This is a genomic window from Streptomyces sp. NBC_00154, assembly GCF_026342835.1.
Lineage (GTDB): Bacteria > Actinomycetota > Actinomycetes > Streptomycetales > Streptomycetaceae > Streptomyces.
In genome coordinates this window covers 2709521-2726768 of sequence record NZ_JAPEMI010000001.1, presented here as the reverse complement: position 1 = coordinate 2726768, position 17248 = coordinate 2709521, and the positions used below count along the sequence as shown (strand labels likewise).

Sequence of the window (17248 nt, the reverse complement as noted above, 5' to 3'; positions counted from 1 at the left end):
GGCTACTACTTCTTGCCCTGGTTCTTCACGGCCTCGATGGCGGCCGCTGCCGCGTCCGGGTCGAGGTACGTGCCGCCCGGCTTCAGGGGGCGGAAGTCGACGTCCAGCTCGTAGGCGAGCGGGATGCCGGTCGGGATGTTCAGGCCCGTGATGTCGGCGTCGGAGATGCCGTCGAGGTGCTTGACCAGGCCGCGGAGGCTGTTGCCGTGGGCGGCGACCAGGACCGTGCGGCCGGTCAGCAGGTCCGGGACGATGTCGTCGTACCAGTACGGCAGCATGCGCTCGACGACGTCCTTGAGGCACTCGGTCCGCGGGCGCAGCTCGCTCGGGATCGTGGCGTAGCGCGGGTCGTCGCTCTGCGAGAACTCGGTGCCGTCCTCGAGGGCCGGCGGCGGGGTGTCGTACGAGCGGCGCCAGAGCATGAACTGCTCCTGGCCGAACTCGGCGAGCGTCTGCGCCTTGTCCTTGCCCTGGAGGGCGCCGTAGTGGCGCTCGTTCAGCCGCCAGGAGCGGTGGACCGGGATCCAGTGGCGGTCCGCGGCCTCCAGCGCGAGCTGGGCGGTGCGGATGGCGCGCTTCTGGAGGGAGGTGTGCAGGACATCGGGGAGCAGACCGGCGTCCTTGAGCAGCTCACCGCCGCGGACTGCCTCCTTCTCGCCCTTCTCGGTGAGGTTGACGTCCACCCAACCGGTGAACAGGTTCTTCGCGTTCCATTCGCTCTCGCCGTGGCGGAGGAGGATCAGCTTGTACGGTGCGTCGGCCATGCGCCCGAGCGTAATCGAAGCCTCGGGGCCCTCGCTCCCCCGGTCACAGGGCGGACAGCGCAAGGGGGCGGCCGGGGACGATTGACGGCGCGCGTCAATCGAGTGGCGGTCCGGAACCCCTGCTTCGTAATGTTCGGACTGCAGTCGGGACACTTACCGACCGCATCCGTTCCGTACGTCCCTGGGGGAACCCGTATGTCTGTCGCCGGTCTCAGACGGGCCGCACACGAGACCGTCTCCGGTCTCCCCAGAGAGTTCTGGTGGCTGTGGACCAGCACCCTGGTCAACCGGCTCGGGGCGTTCGTCGCCACGTTCATGGCGCTCTACCTGACCCTGGACCGCGGCTACTCCGCCTCGTACGCGGGTCTGGTCGCCGCGCTGCACGGACTGGGCGGGGTCGTCTCCTCGCTCGGTGCCGGGGTGATGACCGACCGGCTCGGACGCCGGCCCACCATGCTGATCGCGCAGAGCTCGACCGCCGTGTCGGTGGCCGTGCTCGGCTTCATGGTCCACCCGGTCGCGATCGCCGCCGTCGCCTTTGTCGTCGGTATGGCCAGCAACGCGTCGCGGCCCGCCGTCCAGGCGATGATGGCCGACATCGTCCGCCCCGAGGACCGGGTGCGGGCGTTCTCCTTGAACTACTGGGCGGTCAACCTCGGCTTCGCGGTTTCCTCCGCCGGTGCCGGGTTCATCGCCGAGTACAGCTATCTCGCCGGGTTCATGGTCGAGGCCGCGATGACGCTGTTCTGCGCGGTCGTCGTCTTCCTGAAGGTGCCGGAGTCCCGGCCGCAGAAGGCGCCCGCGGCGGTCGGCGGCACGCTGCCGGCCGAGCCCGACGTCCGGCTCTCCACCGTGCTGCGCGACGGCCGGTTCATGAGCGTCGTCGGGCTGTCGTTCGTGGTGGCGCTGATCTTCCAGCAGGGGTACGTGGGGCTGCCGGTCGCGATGGGCACGGACGGGCTCTCCAGCTCCGACTTCGGCACCGCGATCGCCGTCAACGGTGTGATGATCGTGGCACTCCAGATCCCGGTGGGCCGCTTCATCCAGCACCGCGACCCGCGCCGGCTGCTGATCGTGTCGTCGCTGCTGGCGGGGTACGGATTCGGGCTCACCGCGTTCGCCGGATCGGTCGCTGTGTACGCGCTGACGATCTGTGTCTGGACGATCGGCGAGATCATCAACGCACCGGTCCAGAGCAACCTGGTCGTCCGTCTCTCGCCGGGCCACGGCCGGGGCCGCTACCAGGGCATGTACACGATGTCGTGGTCGGCGGCCGCGCTGGTCGCCCCACTGATGTCCGGTCTGGTGATCGACCACTACGGGGCGAAGTGGCTGTGGGGGATGTGCGGGGTGCTGGGGACCGTGGCGGCGCTCGGGTACTGGATGCTCATGCGTGGGCTTCCGCCGGAGGAGAAGGCGACCGAGGTGGTGGCGGTGACGGCTGCGGAGGCCGAGCCGGACGCGGCCTCGGGTGTGCCGAAGGGCGTGGTCGAGCCGGCGGTCTGACCGGCAACGGGGGGCGGGTGCGGGTGTGCTCGCCCCCGCACGGCGTTCGCTACGCGGTGGCGGCCGGCTCGCGCGGTGCGGCCCGCCGGTCGGAAACCGGCGCCGCTTCGCCCCGGCGGGCCCACAGGTAGTACACCGGTGTCGTCACCGCCGCCTGAAACGGCATGGACCGGCGCCCCGCGCGGAGTTCCGCGCGGGGCGCCGTCTGCACGCATGCGTCCGGTCAGCCGCAGCTAGCCGCCGCACTGGCACGGGGCGCCCGACTGGCAGCCGCACCCGCAGCCCGAGCCGCAGCCACAGGCGCCGAGCACCGTCAGGTGGACCACTTCAGCGGGTGTCTCCTGCTGTGGGTCGGTCGTGGGGGAGTCAGCCATCGTTCCTCCTCAAGGACGTACATCCAGGCGTACGACAGGGCCGTACGACCGACGACGTCGTACGACCGGGGCGTACGACGTCGGCGTGCCGCCCCATCCCATTGCATGCCCAGTCGGACCCGTATGTGAACGGCGCACCGACGGCGCACAAGCGCAGAAGCCGCCCGTCTCCGCTACGCGCCCTCGACCGGGGTCGGCGTCTGCAGGTCATCGGCGTGCTCGCCCGTGACCAGGTAGACGACCCGCTTGGCGACCGACACCGCGTGGTCGGCGAAGCGCTCGTAGTAGCGGCCGAGCAGCGTGACGTCGACGGCCGTCTCGATGCCGTGCTTCCAGCGGTCGTCCATCAGGTGCTGGAACAGCGTGCGGTGCAGCAGGTCCATCTCGTCGTCGTCCTGCTCCAGCTGGAGCGCCAGGTCGACATCCTTCGTGATGATCACCTCGGCCGCCTTGGCCATCAGCCGCTGCGCCAGCTGCCCCATCTCCAGGATGGTGGCGTGCAGGTCGTGCGGCACCGCCGACTCCGGGAAGCGCAGCCGGGTCAGCTTGGCGACGTGCTGGGCGAGGTCGCCCGAGCGCTCCAGGTCGGCGCTCATCCGCAGCGAGGTGACCACGATCCGCAGGTCGGTCGCTACGGGCTGCTGGCGCGCGAGCAGGGCGATCGCCCTCGCCTCCAGGTCGTGCTGGAGGTCGTCGACCTTCTGGTCCGCGGCGATCACGCTCTCCGCGAGCTTGAGATCGGCGTCGAGCATGGACGTCGTCGCCCGCCCGATCGCCGACCCGACGAGCCGGGCCATTTCGACGAGGCCTTCGCCGATCGAGTCGAGTTCCTCGTGGTAAGCGTCGCGCATGGAAGTCCTCTCCAGTCCTCACTAAGGCCGGGGCCAGTCTGAACCCCACGCTCTCACCCTGCGTGGCGTACGCGTCCGGATCCGGCCGACCAAGTGAACCAACCCTTGCCCCTCGGTGAACTCTGGGCGACGAGTGTTCGAGTAGGCACCCGGACGGCTGGGAGAGTGGGGTCGCACCCGCTTAACCTTTAGGTATGGACGTGAACGCGGCGGTCGCCGCAGCTGCAGCGATCGCCGGGTTGTGTACCGGTGTGATCGCCATGCTGGCGTTCCGCTGGAGCGAGCGCGACCAGAAGAAACCGACGCGCACGTCCCTGCGGCCAGACAGCAACGGGGCACTGCCCCCCGGAGTCGACACGGTCCTCTCCGTGCTCTCGTCCTCCGCGGTCGTGCTCGACGAGAGCGACAGTGTCGTCAAGGCCAGCTCCGCCGCTTATGCGCTGGGCCTGGTCAGGGGCGGCCGGCTGGCCGTCGAACCGATGTTGCACATGGCCAGGGACACCCGCCGGGACGGTGAGATACGACAGGTCGAACTGGACCTCCCGCGGCGCGGTACGGGCCGTGGCGAGGCCCTCGCGGTCTCCGCCCGGGTCGCCCCGCTGGGCTCCCGGCTGGTGCTCCTGCTGGTCGAGGACCTCACCGAGGCACGCCGTATCGAAGCGGTGCGACGCGACTTCGTCGCCAACGTCAGCCATGAGCTCAAGACCCCGGTCGGTGCGCTCTCGCTGCTCTCCGAGGCCGTCATGGACGCCTCCGACGACCCGGAGGCGGTGGAGCGGTTCGCGGGCAGGATGCAGATCGAGGCGACCCGGCTGACCAACCTCGTACAGGAACTGATCGACCTCTCCCGGGTGCAGAACGACGACCCGCTGGAGGACGCCGAGCCGGTCCGGGTGGACGAACTGGTCGTCGAGGCCATCGACCGCTGCCGCCAGCAGGCAGGAGCGAAGCAGATCACCATGGCCGCAGGCGGCACCGCGGAGCTCCGCATCTGGGGCAACCGCGGCCAGCTCGCCGCGGCACTCGGCAATCTCGTCGAGAACGCCGTCAACTACAGCCCCGCTCGCACCCGCGTCGGCATCGCCGCGAGGCGCCTGGCCGTACCGGGTGGGGACCAGATCGAGATCGCCGTGACCGACCAGGGCATCGGCATCTCGGAGAAGGACCGCGAGCGGGTCTTCGAACGCTTCTACCGCGTCGACCCGGCCCGCTCACGGGCCACCGGTGGCACCGGTCTCGGCCTCGCCATCGTCAAGCATGTGGCCGCCTCGCACGGCGGGGAGGTCACCGTGTGGAGCTCGGAGGGCCAGGGCTCCACCTTCACCCTGCGGCTGCCCGAAGCGGGTTCCGTACGGGACCGAGACCGTGCATCCGGCGGATCGCTCGTCGTCAACGGTGACGACGGGACCTACCGGACCGCCAACCCCGACTCCCTTGAAACATTCCCTGCCCCGGAGGTCCTTCCGTGACCCGAGTGCTTGTCGTCGAGGATGAGGAATCCTTCAGCGACGCCCTGTCCTACATGCTTCGCAAGGAAGGCTTCGAGGTCGCCATCGCGGCCACCGGCCCGGACGGGCTCGACGAGTTCGAGCGCAACGGCGCCGACCTCGTCCTCCTCGACCTGATGCTGCCGGGTCTGCCCGGTACCGAGGTCTGCCGCCAGCTGCGCAGCAGGTCCAACGTCCCCGTGATCATGGTCACGGCCAAGGACAGCGAGATCGACAAGGTCGTCGGCCTGGAAATAGGAGCCGACGACTATGTGACCAAGCCGTTCTCCTCGCGGGAGCTCGTCGCCCGCATCCGCGCGGTGCTGCGCCGCCGCGGCGAGCCGGAGGAGGTCACGCCGGCCGCCCTGGAGGCGGGTCCGGTCCGGATGGACGTGGACCGTCACGTCGTCACGGTCTCCGGCGGCAAGGTCGACCTCCCGCTCAAGGAGTTCGACCTGCTGGAGATGCTGCTGCGCAACGCGGGCCGGGTGCTCACCCGGATGCAGCTGATCGACCGCGTCTGGGGCGCGGACTACGTGGGCGACACCAAGACCCTCGACGTCCACGTCAAGCGCCTGCGCGCCAAGATCGAGCCGGACCCGGGGGCGCCGCGCTTCCTGGTCACCGTGCGAGGCCTGGGGTACAAGTTCGAGCCGTAAACCGGCCATCACGCACATATGACGCAGGCGCCCCCCGTCCGGGAGACGCCTGCGTCATGCATGTGTCACGTCAGTCGGTCGACGTGTCCGTCGACACCGACGCGGAGGCCGCGTCGGTCGGGGTGGTCTCGTTCTCGCTGCCCGCGGCGCCCGCCTCCTCGGACGGGGTGCCCGACGGCGCGCCCGGGGTCTCGGACGCGGCCGGCGAGGCGGCCGGCGTCTTTGCCGGCGCCTTCGGCAGCGAGCTCGGGCCGAAGCCCTTGAAGAAGCTGGCGGCCGGGACGACGAACGCGCCGAGCGGGACGTCGCCGGTCTCGCTGAACTTGAAGACGACCGCCTGCACGTTGCCGTTCTGCGCGGCCTCGCGGCCGTTCTCGATCACGGCGGACGCGTTGCCCTCACCGCCCAGGACGACCCTTCCGCCGGCCGGGACGACGACCGGTCCCGCGCCCTCGGCGGCGTGCAGCTGCACCGAGACGTCGGAGCCCGGCAGGGTGATCGCGTCGAGCGTCTGGCGCTTGGTGCCGTTGTTGAACACCGTCGCCGCGATGACGGCCGGACCCTCGGCGCCGTGCTCCGGCTGGGTGATGACGTTCGCGTTCTGGATCTTGATGTCACCGAGGGTGGTGGCAGCGTTGTCCGGCTTGATCTCGAGCGTTTGCGCGTCATTGCCGGCACCACACGCGGAAAGTGCACCGATCGAGATCACGATGGCGGCGGCGGCAAGGGCGCCGCGTCGAAGGCTGCGGCTCACGGCTGCGGCAACTCCTTGAACGTACGACTTCACGGACGGAGGGGCGAGCGGCGTAAAGCCGCCCTAAGGGTGTGTCAGCGGCCTTAGGTTACCGAGCCGCCGTCCCCGCCCCGCACCCGACCCGCCCCTACTGCCCCGGGCATCACCACCGGAGCCCTCACCGGATCCCCGGCTCGGCCCCCGCCTCGCGATTTGCAGGCCGTTCACATAACGGGCTTGATCAATTCTCCGGACCTTGGCGCATTCCTTGCACATAATCTCCGCAGTGGCCGGGCGGTGATCAATTTCATTGGCCATCGGCACTTAGGTCCGTACGGGTGATCGATCTCCGAACGGAGTAGGGAAAGTCCGCCATCTGGAATCCGGCAAACCGGGACGTTCAACCACTTCGGAGTGGGTTCGGGGATACGTAACGCGCGCGTTTCGCCTCGCCCGTACAGCCGCTCCGACCTGCGAATACCGTCTCCCGGAAGCCTTCCGCAGCACGTTCGTGTTGCTGTTGTCAAGCCCCGAGATATGCCCTGACCTGCGAAAACGCCATTCAGGAGAAGCCGTTCTCGTGTTACTCTGGATAGCCACGGAAGGGGTACCTGTCACATGACGTTCAAGGTTGGCGACACCGTGGTCTATCCCCATCACGGGGCCGCGCTGATCGAGGCTATCGAAACTCGCCAGATCAAAGGCGTGGACAAGACCTACTTGGTGCTCAAGGTCGCCCAGGGCGACTTGACGGTTCGTGTGCCGGCGGACAATGCGGAGTTCGTGGGCGTGCGCGACGTGGTCGGGCAGGAGGGGCTGGACCGGGTCTTCGAGGTGCTGCGCGCGCCGTACGCCGAAGAGCCGACGAACTGGTCCCGGCGCTACAAGGCAAATCTCGAGAAGCTCGCCTCCGGCGATGTCATCAAGGTCGCCGAAGTAGTGCGCGACCTGTGGCGTCGTGAGCGCGAGCGTGGACTCTCCGCAGGTGAGAAGCGCATGCTCGCCAAGGCTCGGCAGATCCTGGTGAGTGAGCTCGCTCTCGCGGAGAACACGAACGAAGACAAGGCCGAGGCTCTGCTCGACGAGGTCCTCGCGTCCTGACCCGGATCGCACCGGTCGTTAATAAATGTGCCGCGGTGCCCGCTGACCAGCCGTATTCGCGGTGTGTCGTCGGGCGCTGCGGCATGTCCGGAATCGGTCCGGACCACCTCATCGATACCTTTCGATATCTTGCTTGCGATCTTGCACAGCCGACTCCGAACGGCCGATGCGGCTGCCCCGACCCCGACCGGGGATCACGGAAAGGGTCCCGGTCGAGTCAAGCGTCGCGTCCGGCTCGCTTGTGGCCATACCCATGTCGGCCGTGGAAACAAACATGCTGATGCTTCGGAGTGCAACCGATGTCTGATCAATCGCGTCCGTACCGCACCGCCGCGGTGATTCCCGCCGCCGGCCGTGGCGTTCGGCTCGGCCCGGGCGCCCCCAAGGCGCTCCGTGCGCTGAGCGGGACGCCCATGCTCATCCACGCGGTACGGGCCATGGCGGCGTCCCGGTCCGTCTCCCTGGTGGTGGTGGTCGCACCACCGGACGGCGCGCCCGAGGTCAAGAACCTGCTGGACGAACATGCCCTGCCCGAACGCACCGACTACGTCGTCGTGCCGGGCGGAGAAACCCGCCAGGAGTCGGTCGGGCGCGGCCTCGACGCCCTGCCCGAGGACATCTCCGTCGTCCTCGTCCACGACGCGGCCCGCCCGCTGGTGCCCGTCGACACCGTGGACGCGGTGATCGAGGCCGTACGGGACGGGGCGCCCGCCGTCGTACCCGCACTGCCGCTCGCCGACACCGTCAAGGAGGTCGAGCCCGGCGCGCCCGGCGAGCCGGAACCGGTGCTCGGCACACCCGTACGGGCCAGGCTGCGCGCCGTACAGACCCCGCAGGGATTCGACCGGGACACCCTGGTCCGCGCCCACGCGACGGTCGCCGTCGACGGCGAGGGCGCGACCGACGACGCGGGCATGGTCGAACAGCTCGGGGCGCCCGTCGTGGTCGTACCCGGGCACGAAGAGGCATTCAAGGTGACCCGGCCGCTGGATCTGGTGCTGGCCGAGGCGGTTCTCGCGCGCAGGAGGGCGAACGATGGGTTCTGAGCACGCACCGGTGATTCCGCAGGTCGGTATCGGCACGGACATCCACGCCTTCGAGGAGGGCCGCGAGCTGTGGTGCGCGGGCCTGCTCTGGGAGGGCGAGGGCCCCGGCCTCGCCGGCCACTCCGACGCCGATGTCGTCGCCCACGCCGCCTGCAACGCGCTCTTCTCCGCGGCCGGTCTCGGTGACCTGGGCCAACACTTCGGCACGGGGCGCCCCGAATGGTCGGGCGCGGCGGGCGTCACCCTGCTGGCCGAGGCCGCACGGATCGTGCGGGCCGAGGGGTTCGAGATCGGGAACGTCGCGGTCCAGGTCATCGGCGTACGGCCGAAGATCGGCAAGCGGCGCGACGAGGCGCAGAAGGTGCTGTCGGCGGCGGTCGGCGCCCCCGTCTCGCTGTCGGCCGCAACATCGGACGGTCTCGGCTTCACCGGCCGCGCGGAGGGCCTCGCGGGGCTCGCGACGGCCCTGGTCTACCGGACGGGCTGACGGCGCACCCGGTCGGGCGCCGACGCTGCCCGATGGGTGGCGGGCGGCGCCCCTCCGGGACGTCTCCTCGGAACCGGCGCGGAAACCGGCAACGAGGACGAACCCGCCACGTGCGCCAGTACCTGCGGGAACAAGGGGCAGCCACCTTCCGGGTGGGCGGTGCGGGAAGCCGGGGCGGCGTTGCCCGGTCGGGGTACGTGTAGGAGCACTGCACACACCCCGTCTCCTGGAGGACGTACGCCATGACTGCCGAACTCTCCGAAGAGCTCAGGTCCCTTCTCGACACCCCCGTCTTCGTGACCGTCGCCACCATCCAGCCCGACGGCAGCCCCCAGCTGTCCCCTGTCTGGGTGAAGAGGGACGGCAACGACGTCCTCTTCTCGACGACCCGCGGCCGCCGCAAGGAGGAGAACCTGAGCCGCGACCCGCGCGTCTCCGTCGTTGTCCAGCCGTTCGCCGCCCCGTACACCTACGCCGAGATCCGCGGCGTCGCCGCTCTCACCACCGAGGGCGGCGACGAACTCATCGACGAACTGTCCGTGAAGTACACCGGGAAGAAGTACGCGGAATTCAACCCCGCCTCCGGCGACGACGACGAGCGTGTCGTCGTCCGGATCACCCCGGAGAAGATCGTCGGGCGTATCTGAGGACCCGTTCGGGGATCGTCCCTGTCACAAGTTGCCCTCGCGATCCCCAATGGGTCGCGGGGCACTGGTGCGGGCCCACTACCCTTGAGGGGTGACTATTCGCCTGTACGACACCAGCGCCCGGCAGATCCGTGACTTCGTCCCGCTCGCAGCGGGCTGTGTCTCGATCTACCTCTGTGGCGCGACTGTCCAGGCCGCCCCGCACATCGGGCACATCCGGTCCGGTCTGAACTTCGACATCATGCGCCGCTGGTTCGAGTACCGCGGCTACGACGTCACGTTCATCCGGAACGTCACCGACATCGACGACAAGATCATCAACAAGTCGGCCGAGCAGGGCCGACCCTGGTGGTCGATCGGGTACGAGAACGAGCGCGCGTTCAACGCCGGCTACGACGCCCTCGGCTGCCTCCCGCCCACCTACGAACCGCGCGCGACCGGCCACATCACCGAGATGATCGAGATGATGCGCGGCCTCATCGAGCGCGGTCACGCCTACGAGGCGGACGGCAACGTCTACTTCGACGTGCGGTCGTTCCCCGGCTATCTGGAGCTCTCCAACCAGGACCTGGACGATCTGCGTCAGCCGTCCGGCGACGGCGAGACCGGCAAGCGCGACCAGCGCGACTTCGCGATGTGGAAGGTCGCCAAGGACGGCGAGCCGAGCTGGGAGACCCCGTGGGGCCGCGGCCGGCCCGGCTGGCACCTGGAGTGCTCCGCCATGGCGCACAAGTACCTCGGCACCGCCTTCGACATCCACGGCGGCGGCATCGATCTGATCTTCCCGCACCACGAGAACGAGATCGCCCAGGCCAAGGCCTACGGCGACGAGTTCGCGAAGTACTGGGTGCACAACGGCTGGGTCACCATGGCCGGCGAGAAGATGTCGAAGTCGCTCGGCAACTCCGTGCTGGTCAGCGAGATGGTCAAGGCATGGCGCCCCATCGTGCTGCGCTACTACCTCGGCACCCCGCACTACCGGTCGATGATCGAGTACAGCGAGGAGGCACTGCGCGAGGCCGAGTCCGCGTTCGCGCGGATCGAGGGCTTCGTGCAGCGCGTCATCGAGAAGGCGGGCGGCGAGGTCGCGGCCGCCGCCGAGGTGCCACCCGCGTTCGCCGAGGCGATGGACGACGACCTGGGCGTCCCGCAGGCGCTCGCGATCATCCACACCACGGTCCGGCAGGGCAACTCCGCTCTCGCCGCCGACGACAAGGAAGCGGCCGTCGCAAGGCTCGCGGAGGTACGGGCCATGCTCGGCGTCCTCGGCCTCGACCCGCTCGACCCGCACTGGGCGGGCGAGGGCGACCGCGGCGAGGACCTGCACGGGGTCGTCGACACGCTCGTACGGCTGGTCCTGGACCAGCGTCAGTCGGCCCGCGACCGCAAGGACTGGCCCGCCGCCGACGCGATTCGCGACCAGCTCAACCAGTCGGGCCTCGTCATCGAGGACAGCCCGACCGGCCCACGATGGACGCTCGGCCCGCGCCAGTAGTCCTCACCGTGTGCCGCCCGGCGATCCGGGCGGCACACTTTCATTACGTACGCACGTCTGAAGCAACGAAACAGGTAGGTCATGGCCGGGAACAGCCAGCGCAGGAACCGCCGCACGTCCAACAAGAAGGGCATGCAGGTCGGCAGCGGTGGCCAGCGACGCCGTGGTCTCGAAGGCAAGGGACCGACGCCGCCCGCCTCCGCCCGCAAGGGACACAAGAAGAACCGGGTGGCGAACGCCCAGGCCCGGCAGGCCGCCGTCCGCCGACCCGCCCCACGGCGCGGTGGCGCCAAGGGCACGTCCGAGATGGTCGTGGGCCGCAACCCGGTCTACGAGGCGCTGCGCGACGGCGTCCCGGCGACCACTCTCTACGTCCAGCAGTACATCGACAACGACGAGCGGGTCCGCGAGGCGCTCCAGCTCGCCGGCCAGCGCGGCAACATCAACCTGATGGAGGCGCCGCGCCCCGAGCTCGACCGGATGACGAACGGCCTGAACCACCAGGGCCTCGTCCTCCAGGTCCCGCCGTACGAGTACGCGCACCCGGAGGACCTCACCGCCGCCGCGTACGACAACGGCGAGGACCCGCTGATCGTCGCGCTCGACGGGGTCACCGACCCGCGCAACCTGGGTGCGATCGTCCGCTCCGTATCCGCGTTCGGCGGCCACGGTGTGGTCGTGCCGGAGCGCCGCGCGGCCGGGATGACGGCGGGCGCCTGGAAGTCCTCGGCGGGCACGGCGGCCCGTACGCCGGTCTCCCGGGTGACGAACCTGACCCGCGCCCTGGAGGGCTACCAGAAGGCCGGCATCACGGTCGTCGGCCTCGCCGCGGACGGCGAGCACACCGTGCAGGACCTGGAGGCCCTCGGCGGCCCCGTCGTCATCGTGATCGGCAGCGAGGGCAAGGGTCTGGGCCGCCTGGTCGGCGAGACCTGCGACTACCGGGTGCGGATCCCGATGCCGGGTGGCGCGGAGTCGCTGAACGCGGGTGTCGCGGCAGGCATCGTGCTGTACGAGACGGCACGCCGCCGCGCCTGACGCGCCGGGTGACCGGTCCGGGCCGACCGGACCGGTCGGCGGAGCCTCCCGACGGTCGGGCGTGGCACCGTCGGCAGGGTCGACCAGCAGCAACGAACCGGTGCGCCGGGAGACCGCAGGCCGGGGGGAAGTCATCGCAGGCGCTCCTCGCGCCGACGGGGCGGGAGGGCCAATTCCGGTACGCCCGCCGCAGTAACGCGAGTAGGCGCTCCACGGAAAAGCACCCGGTCGGACGTCGGCCGACGGAGGGTGCAGCCGCCACCACCTGTTGACGGGCCTCGGACACATCGGGTCCGTCAAGGCAGTGTCCTAAACACACATCACTCGGTTAGATGAGTGTGGACACCAGAACGCCTCGGTTCGACGAACTACCCGCCCTGAGTATGACCAAGGTGGACTGCGACCCTGCGCAGGTCATCGTCAACCACGCCAGCTTCCGGGTGCAGCTCGCGCCCGGCCGGCAAGCACGGCTGCGTGGTGCCGCTCCCGCGGGTTCGGTCAGGATCCCGGCCATGAGCGGCCCCGGTGCGGGGCGCGGCCGGCGCTCGCCCGTCGTGTGGAGCGGCAAGTCCGCCCCCGGCGACCCCGGCGCCACCGGACTCCTCCAGGCCGTACGGAACTCCACCGCGGGCCGCCCCGCCGACTCGTACGGATCGTACGGTTCGTACGGCTCCGAGTTCGACGACGGACGAGGTCCGGGCGCCACGCAGGTCATCCCGCGCCTGGACGAGACCCAGCCGAACCCCGTCATCACGGCACCCCACCAGCCCGGCCGCACCGGCAACGGCCCGCTGCTGCCGCCCATGCGGCAGGCGGTCGGCGCCTACGACGACGCCGACACCGGTCCGTACGAGCAGGGGACGTACGCGGAAGAGCCCTACGGGGACGGCGAGTTCGACGAGACCGTCGGGAGCAGGTCACACCGCCACGCCGCGGACACCGTCCGGCACGCGTACTACCCCGGCCGCCGGATGAACCTCGGGGTCGTCCTCCTCCCCATGCGGGTCTTCCTCGGCTTCATCTCCATCTACGCCGGCATGGGCAAGCTCTGCGACCCCGTGTACTTCGACGGCGGCGACCGCGGCTCCATGGTCAAGTGGCTGACGTCACTGCACCCTTGGGCGCTCGCCGAACCACTGCGGGACTTCGCGCTCTCCCACCCGGTCGGCGCCGGGCTCACCGTCGCCTTCCTCCAGGTCGTCGTCGGGGTCCTCACCGTCCTCGGCCTGTGGCAGCGGGTCGCCGCCTCCGTCGGCGCCCTGCTCTCCGCCACGCTGCTGGTCACCGTCAGCTGGCGCACCGTCGCCGTCTACGACGCGCCGGACATCATCTACCTCGCCGCCTGGAGCCCGCTGATCATCGCGGGCGCCCCCGTCTACTCCGTCGACGGACGGCTGGCCGGCGAGGCATGGCGCAGGCTCGGCCCGCGCTCAACGATCTGGGACCTGCGCCGCCGCGTACTGCGCCGCAGCGCCGTCGTCGCCACCGTCGTCGTCGGGCTCACACTTCTGGTCGGTTCGATGCTCGGCGGCGCCGTCCGCTCCTCCGAGGTCGTCACCGTGCCCGGCCCCGACGGCAACCCGACCAACCAGCTGCCGGGAACCCCGCTCCCGCAGGAGTCCACCGGCGGCCAGGCATCGCACACCCCCGCCGGACGGAAGCCGTCACCGTCCCTGTCCAGCTCCGCCACCCCGTCCGCGCAGGCGTCCACGCCCGGTACGGACACCGTCCGTGAGTCCGGCCAGGCCGCCGGCGCAGGACAGCCCAGCCAGACGCAGGGCACCGGCCAGCAGCCCCCGCAGCAGACGACCCCGCAGCAGCCCCCGGCCACCAGCTCCGGACCGACCTCGTCCGGCTCCACCGGCACGGGCGGCGGCTCCACCGGCGGCGGCGCGACCGACGGCGGCTCCACGGGCTCGACGTCCGGCGGCACGTCGGGCGGCGGCCGCAATCCGATCGGTGGCCTGCTCGGCTGAGGGCCGGCGTCCGACAGACACGGAGGGGGGCGGTCACCGGGTTCCCGGCGACCGCCCCCCTCCGTACCGTCGTCCTCGATCCGCCTCAGCGGGCCTGCGGGCCGTCCACGTCCAGCTCCCGCGCCGCCTCCGTGAGGTCCTTCGCCGTGTCGATGGCTCGCCAGTACGCCCCCAGCGGCAACGGATACCCGGCCAGCCGGCGCTCACGGGCCAGCCGCGGGAACGTCGTCCGCTCATGGTCGCCCCGGTCGGGCAGCAGCGTCGTGAACGTCGGCGAGAAGACGTACACACCCGCGTTGATCAGATACGGCGACGGCGGCGCCTCGATGAAGTCGGTGATGTGCCCGAACGCATCCGTCTCCACGGCACCCCAAGGGATCCGCGGACGGGCCAGGGCCAGCGTGGCGGTCGCATCGCGCTCCGCATGGAACGCCGCCATCTCGCGCAGTGAAAAACGGGTCCAGATGTCGCCGTTCGTGGCGTACCAGGGCTCCGAAGGATCCGGCAGCCGGGCGGCGGCGTACTTGAGACCGCCGCCACGGCCGAGCGGCTCCGACTCCACCACGGTGGTCACCCGGAGCGGCAACACGGCCTCGGCCAGCCACTCCTGGAGCACCTCGGCAAAATGACCGCACGACACGACGGCATCGGTCACGCCCTCGGCGGCCAGCCAGGAAAGCTGATGGCCGATGATCGGGGTCCCGGTGCCCGGGATCTCGACCATCGGCTTGGGGCGGTCATCGGTGTACGGGCGCAGCCGCGTCCCCTGGCCACCCGCCAGGATCACGGCCTGCGTCGGATACGTATGCATGCCAGGCACGATATGCCGTGCCCGTCCCGCACCGGTCAGCTGAACTGCGCGACACCCGAGGCGAAGGACGTGTCACAGACGGGACGGGAGAACCGCTGCGCCCGCACAGGACCGTACTGCTCGACCGCGGCCCGGCCCAGCGCCCTGGCGATCGACATGCAGTGCCGGGCGAGCGACGGACGTCCCTCGACGGCCCGCTGAAGATCCGTCAGCGCGGTGCCCGGGTCCTTCTCCCGGAGTTCCACGAGCAGCCGGTCGCGCAGCACGTCCTGCGGGGCACGCGCCACGGCGGACTTCTTCGATACGGTCTCCGCCGACGCGGTGAGTACCTGCGACTCGGAGTTGTGCGCTGCCCACGGCACACGGGTGACCGCGAGGGTCCCGGAGAGGACCATGACGACGGGCAGGACAAGAGCGAGAGTTCGGCCGATGCGGCGCGCGGTGTGGGTCACGCAGCGAGCGTAGCGGGCAGTGATGATTTGGCGACATTTCGTCACCCTCGCGGGGGATGGTTCGAGGGTGCTTTTCGAATCCCGTGTTGACGACCGCCGGTGAAATGACCGAAGTATCGGGGTATTTGGCGGTGTCGCCGAGGTCTCCCCGCCCAAACCTCAGCGTGCGCCCGGATACGCGAACGGCCCCGCACCACAAGGGGTGCGGGGCCGTCGTACGGCGTTGTGCGCGACGTCAGCCGACGAGGCGCTCGCCCGTCGAGGTGGAGAAGACGTGCAGCTCGTCCGGGCGCGGCACGACGTGCAACTTGGTGCCCTTCTCCGGCACGGCGCGGCCGCCGACGCGGACGACGAGGTCCTTGTCCGCGCCGCCGACCTGCGCGGAGCCGTAGACGAAGCCGTCGGCGCCGAGCTCCTCGACGACGTTGACCGAGACGGCCAGGCCGGCCGGGGCGTCGGCGCTGTCCTTGGAGAGCGTCTTGGCGGCGGCGCCACCGTGCTCGACGATGTCGAAGTGCTCCGGGCGGATGCCGACCGTGACCGTGGTGTCACCCTTGTCCGCGGCGGCGGTGAGCGCCTCGCGGGAGACCGGGACGACGCTGTTGCCGAACTTCACGCCGCCGTCGGTGATCGGGACCTCGACCAGGTTCATGGCCGGGGAGCCGATGAAGCCGGCGACGAAGAGGTTGGCCGGGCGGTCGTACATGTTGCGCGGCGAGTCGACCTGCTGCAGCAGACCGTCCTTGAGGACCGCGACGCGGTCACCCATGGTCAGGGCCTCGACCTGGTCGTGCGTGACGTACACGGTCGTGATGCCAAGGCGACGCTGGAGCGACGCGATCTGCGTACGGGTGGAGACACGGAGCTTGGCGTCGAGGTTCGACAGCGGCTCGTCCATGAGGAAGACCTGCGGCTCACGCACAATGGCGCGGCCCATCGCGACACGCTGACGCTGACCACCGGAGAGCGCCTTCGGCTTGCGGTCCAGGTAGTCGGTGAGGTCGAGCATCTTGGCGGCCTCTTCGACCTTCGCCCGGATCTCGGTCTTGTTGATACCGGCGATCTTCAGCGCGAAGCCCATGTTGTCCGCGACGGACATGTGCGGGTAGAGCGCGTAGTTCTGGAACACCATGGCGATGTCCCGGTCCTTCGGCGGCAGGTGCGTGACGTCGCGGTCACCGATGCGGATCGCGCCGCCGTTGACGTCCTCGAGACCCGCGAGCATGCGCAGGGAGGTCGACTTGCCACAACCGGAAGGACCGACGAGGACGAGGAACTCACCGTCCGCGATGTCGATCTCCAGCTGGTCCACAGCGGGCTTGGTGGAGCCGGGGTAGACGCGGGACGCCTTGTCGAACGTGACACTGGCCATGCTGATCTTCTCCTCCACCGGCAGGAACGTGCCGGACGATCCGAGTAAGGGAGTGGTCTGGTCCACTTGAGTGAACCCTTAGCGACGCTACCTGGCCATCAAGAATCTGTCAGTAGTTCGAGAGGGACAGATATCTCGCACTGGTCAGGTGGTCGCGGACGCGGAAGAACTTCGTGGATCAGGAGGCGGGCCGCTGTGTAGAGTGAGGGAACTTGCGCGCGCGGCTTTGGTGTGCGCGTTGCCTCCTTAGCTCAGCTGGCCAGAGCAACGCACTTGTAATGCGTAGGTCGTCGGTTCGAATCCGACAGGGGGCTCGGGAACGACCCAGGTCAGACACTGCTCTGACCTGGGTCTTTTGCTTTCCGGGGCCGGGTGTCGCCGTGCTTGGCCGGCCCGATGGCCGCTGCTCTGGGGCGCCGGTGGGCAGCCGGCGGAGAAGCGGGCAGTGG

16 protein-coding genes and 1 tRNA gene are annotated in these 17248 nt (G+C 69.9%); 11 read left to right on the top strand and 6 right to left on the bottom strand.

Annotated features, from left to right (window positions below; genetic code table 11):
• Positions 1–5: 5 nt before the first annotated feature.
• Entirely contained in the window at positions 6–764 is a 759-nt protein-coding gene (locus OHA03_RS12155) for a phosphoglyceromutase (protein ID WP_267003561.1), read from the bottom strand.
• 195 nt (positions 765–959) lie between these two features.
• Between OHA03_RS12155 and OHA03_RS12150 the strand changes: the two genes are divergently transcribed.
• Positions 960–2270: an MFS transporter gene (locus tag OHA03_RS12150; RefSeq protein WP_267003559.1), complete on the top strand. Its 1311-nt coding sequence runs from the start codon at positions 960–962 to the stop codon at positions 2268–2270.
• A gap of 547 nt (positions 2271–2817) precedes the next feature.
• Here OHA03_RS12150 and phoU read toward each other — a convergent pair.
• Positions 2818–3495 (bottom strand): phosphate signaling complex protein PhoU, encoded by a 678-nt coding sequence (phoU, locus tag OHA03_RS12145; protein WP_267003557.1) that lies wholly within the window; start codon positions 3493–3495, stop codon positions 2818–2820.
• 194 nt (positions 3496–3689) lie between these two features.
• Here phoU and OHA03_RS12140 point away from each other — a divergent pair, with 194 nt between their 5' ends.
• Positions 3690–4964 carry a cell wall metabolism sensor histidine kinase WalK gene (locus OHA03_RS12140; protein WP_267003555.1) on the top strand — a complete coding sequence of 425 codons (1275 nt, stop codon included), beginning with the start codon at positions 3690–3692 and terminating at the stop codon, positions 4962–4964.
• The gene (locus tag OHA03_RS12135; RefSeq protein WP_030977814.1) at positions 4961–5641 is read left to right on the top strand and encodes a response regulator transcription factor; all 681 of its coding nucleotides are present in this window, start codon (positions 4961–4963) and stop codon (positions 5639–5641) included. The genes OHA03_RS12140 and OHA03_RS12135 overlap by 4 nt, the downstream gene beginning before the upstream one ends.
• Positions 5642–5711: 70 nt before the next feature.
• On the opposite strand, the gene OHA03_RS12130 is transcribed toward OHA03_RS12135, so the two are convergent.
• Entirely contained in the window at positions 5712–6395 is a 684-nt protein-coding gene (locus OHA03_RS12130; RefSeq protein WP_267003552.1) for a DUF461 domain-containing protein, read from the bottom strand.
• A gap of 597 nt (positions 6396–6992) precedes the next feature.
• Between OHA03_RS12130 and OHA03_RS12125 the strand changes: the two genes are divergently transcribed.
• The 7 genes from OHA03_RS12125 (at position 6993) to OHA03_RS12095 (ending at position 14164) form a co-directional block, all read left to right on the top strand.
• Entirely contained in the window at positions 6993–7475 is a 483-nt protein-coding gene (locus OHA03_RS12125; protein WP_006380568.1) for a CarD family transcriptional regulator, read from the top strand.
• Positions 7476–7774: 299 nt separating this feature from the next.
• Positions 7775–8521: a 2-C-methyl-D-erythritol 4-phosphate cytidylyltransferase gene (gene ispD / locus OHA03_RS12120; RefSeq protein WP_267003550.1), complete on the top strand. Its 747-nt coding sequence runs from the start codon at positions 7775–7777 to the stop codon at positions 8519–8521.
• Positions 8511–9008, top strand: a complete 498-nt coding sequence (ispF, locus tag OHA03_RS12115; RefSeq protein ID WP_267003548.1) for a 2-C-methyl-D-erythritol 2,4-cyclodiphosphate synthase — start codon at positions 8511–8513, stop codon at positions 9006–9008. Before ispD ends, ispF begins: the two co-directional genes overlap by 11 nt.
• 242 nt (positions 9009–9250) lie before the next feature.
• Entirely contained in the window at positions 9251–9655 is a 405-nt protein-coding gene (locus tag OHA03_RS12110; protein ID WP_267003546.1) for a PPOX class F420-dependent oxidoreductase, read from the top strand.
• 91 nt (positions 9656–9746) lie between these two features.
• A complete protein-coding gene (cysS, locus tag OHA03_RS12105; RefSeq protein WP_267003544.1) occupies positions 9747–11150 on the top strand; it encodes a cysteine--tRNA ligase in 1404 nt (467 codons plus the stop codon).
• A gap of 81 nt (positions 11151–11231) precedes the next feature.
• A complete protein-coding gene (gene rlmB, locus OHA03_RS12100; RefSeq protein ID WP_030929505.1) occupies positions 11232–12188 on the top strand; it encodes a 23S rRNA (guanosine(2251)-2'-O)-methyltransferase RlmB in 957 nt (318 codons plus the stop codon).
• 383 nt (positions 12189–12571) lie between these two features.
• Positions 12572–14164, top strand: coding sequence for a DoxX family membrane protein (locus OHA03_RS12095; RefSeq protein WP_267003541.1), 1593 nt, complete (start codon positions 12572–12574; stop codon positions 14162–14164).
• An 85-nt stretch (positions 14165–14249) separates the two neighbouring features.
• Here the strand turns inward: OHA03_RS12095 and OHA03_RS12090 are convergent, their stop codons facing one another.
• From OHA03_RS12090 to OHA03_RS12080, 3 genes are all read right to left on the bottom strand, one after another.
• Positions 14250–14975 carry a nucleotidyltransferase family protein gene (locus tag OHA03_RS12090; RefSeq protein WP_267003539.1) on the bottom strand — a complete coding sequence of 242 codons (726 nt, stop codon included), beginning with the start codon at positions 14973–14975 and terminating at the stop codon, positions 14250–14252.
• A gap of 35 nt (positions 14976–15010) precedes the next feature.
• Positions 15011–15427 carry a hypothetical protein gene (locus tag OHA03_RS12085; protein ID WP_267003537.1) on the bottom strand — a complete coding sequence of 139 codons (417 nt, stop codon included), beginning with the start codon at positions 15425–15427 and terminating at the stop codon, positions 15011–15013.
• Between the two features lie 235 nt (positions 15428–15662).
• Positions 15663–16799 carry an ABC transporter ATP-binding protein gene (locus tag OHA03_RS12080; RefSeq protein WP_267003535.1) on the bottom strand — a complete coding sequence of 379 codons (1137 nt, stop codon included), beginning with the start codon at positions 16797–16799 and terminating at the stop codon, positions 15663–15665.
• A gap of 240 nt (positions 16800–17039) precedes the next feature.
• Here OHA03_RS12080 and OHA03_RS12075 point away from each other — a divergent pair.
• Positions 17040–17113: transfer RNA gene (locus tag OHA03_RS12075), tRNA-Thr, on the top strand.
• Positions 17114–17248 lie beyond the last annotated feature (135 nt).

What these genes read in the sequence shown, in the direction of transcription:
- OHA03_RS12090 (WP_267003539.1), bottom strand. Translation starts at nt 14,975, where the DNA reads ATGCATACGTATCCGACGCAGGCCGTGATCCTGGCGGGTGGCCAGGGG.
- OHA03_RS12155 (WP_267003561.1), bottom strand. Translation starts at nt 764, where the DNA reads ATGGCCGACGCACCGTACAAGCTGATCCTCCTCCGCCACGGCGAGAGC.
- OHA03_RS12150 (WP_267003559.1), top strand. Translation starts at nt 960, where the DNA reads ATGTCTGTCGCCGGTCTCAGACGGGCCGCACACGAGACCGTCTCCGGT.
- OHA03_RS12110 (WP_267003546.1), top strand. Translation starts at nt 9,251, where the DNA reads ATGACTGCCGAACTCTCCGAAGAGCTCAGGTCCCTTCTCGACACCCCC.
- OHA03_RS12125 (WP_006380568.1), top strand. Translation starts at nt 6,993, where the DNA reads ATGACGTTCAAGGTTGGCGACACCGTGGTCTATCCCCATCACGGGGCC.
- ispF (WP_267003548.1), top strand. Translation starts at nt 8,511, where the DNA reads ATGGGTTCTGAGCACGCACCGGTGATTCCGCAGGTCGGTATCGGCACG.
- ispD (WP_267003550.1), top strand. Translation starts at nt 7,775, where the DNA reads ATGTCTGATCAATCGCGTCCGTACCGCACCGCCGCGGTGATTCCCGCC.
- OHA03_RS12080 (WP_267003535.1), bottom strand. Translation starts at nt 16,799, where the DNA reads ATGGCCAGTGTCACGTTCGACAAGGCGTCCCGCGTCTACCCCGGCTCC.
- rlmB (WP_030929505.1), top strand. Translation starts at nt 11,232, where the DNA reads ATGGCCGGGAACAGCCAGCGCAGGAACCGCCGCACGTCCAACAAGAAG.
- OHA03_RS12140 (WP_267003555.1), top strand. Translation starts at nt 3,690, where the DNA reads ATGGACGTGAACGCGGCGGTCGCCGCAGCTGCAGCGATCGCCGGGTTG.
- phoU (WP_267003557.1), bottom strand. Translation starts at nt 3,495, where the DNA reads ATGCGCGACGCTTACCACGAGGAACTCGACTCGATCGGCGAAGGCCTC.
- OHA03_RS12095 (WP_267003541.1), top strand. Translation starts at nt 12,572, where the DNA reads ATGACCAAGGTGGACTGCGACCCTGCGCAGGTCATCGTCAACCACGCC.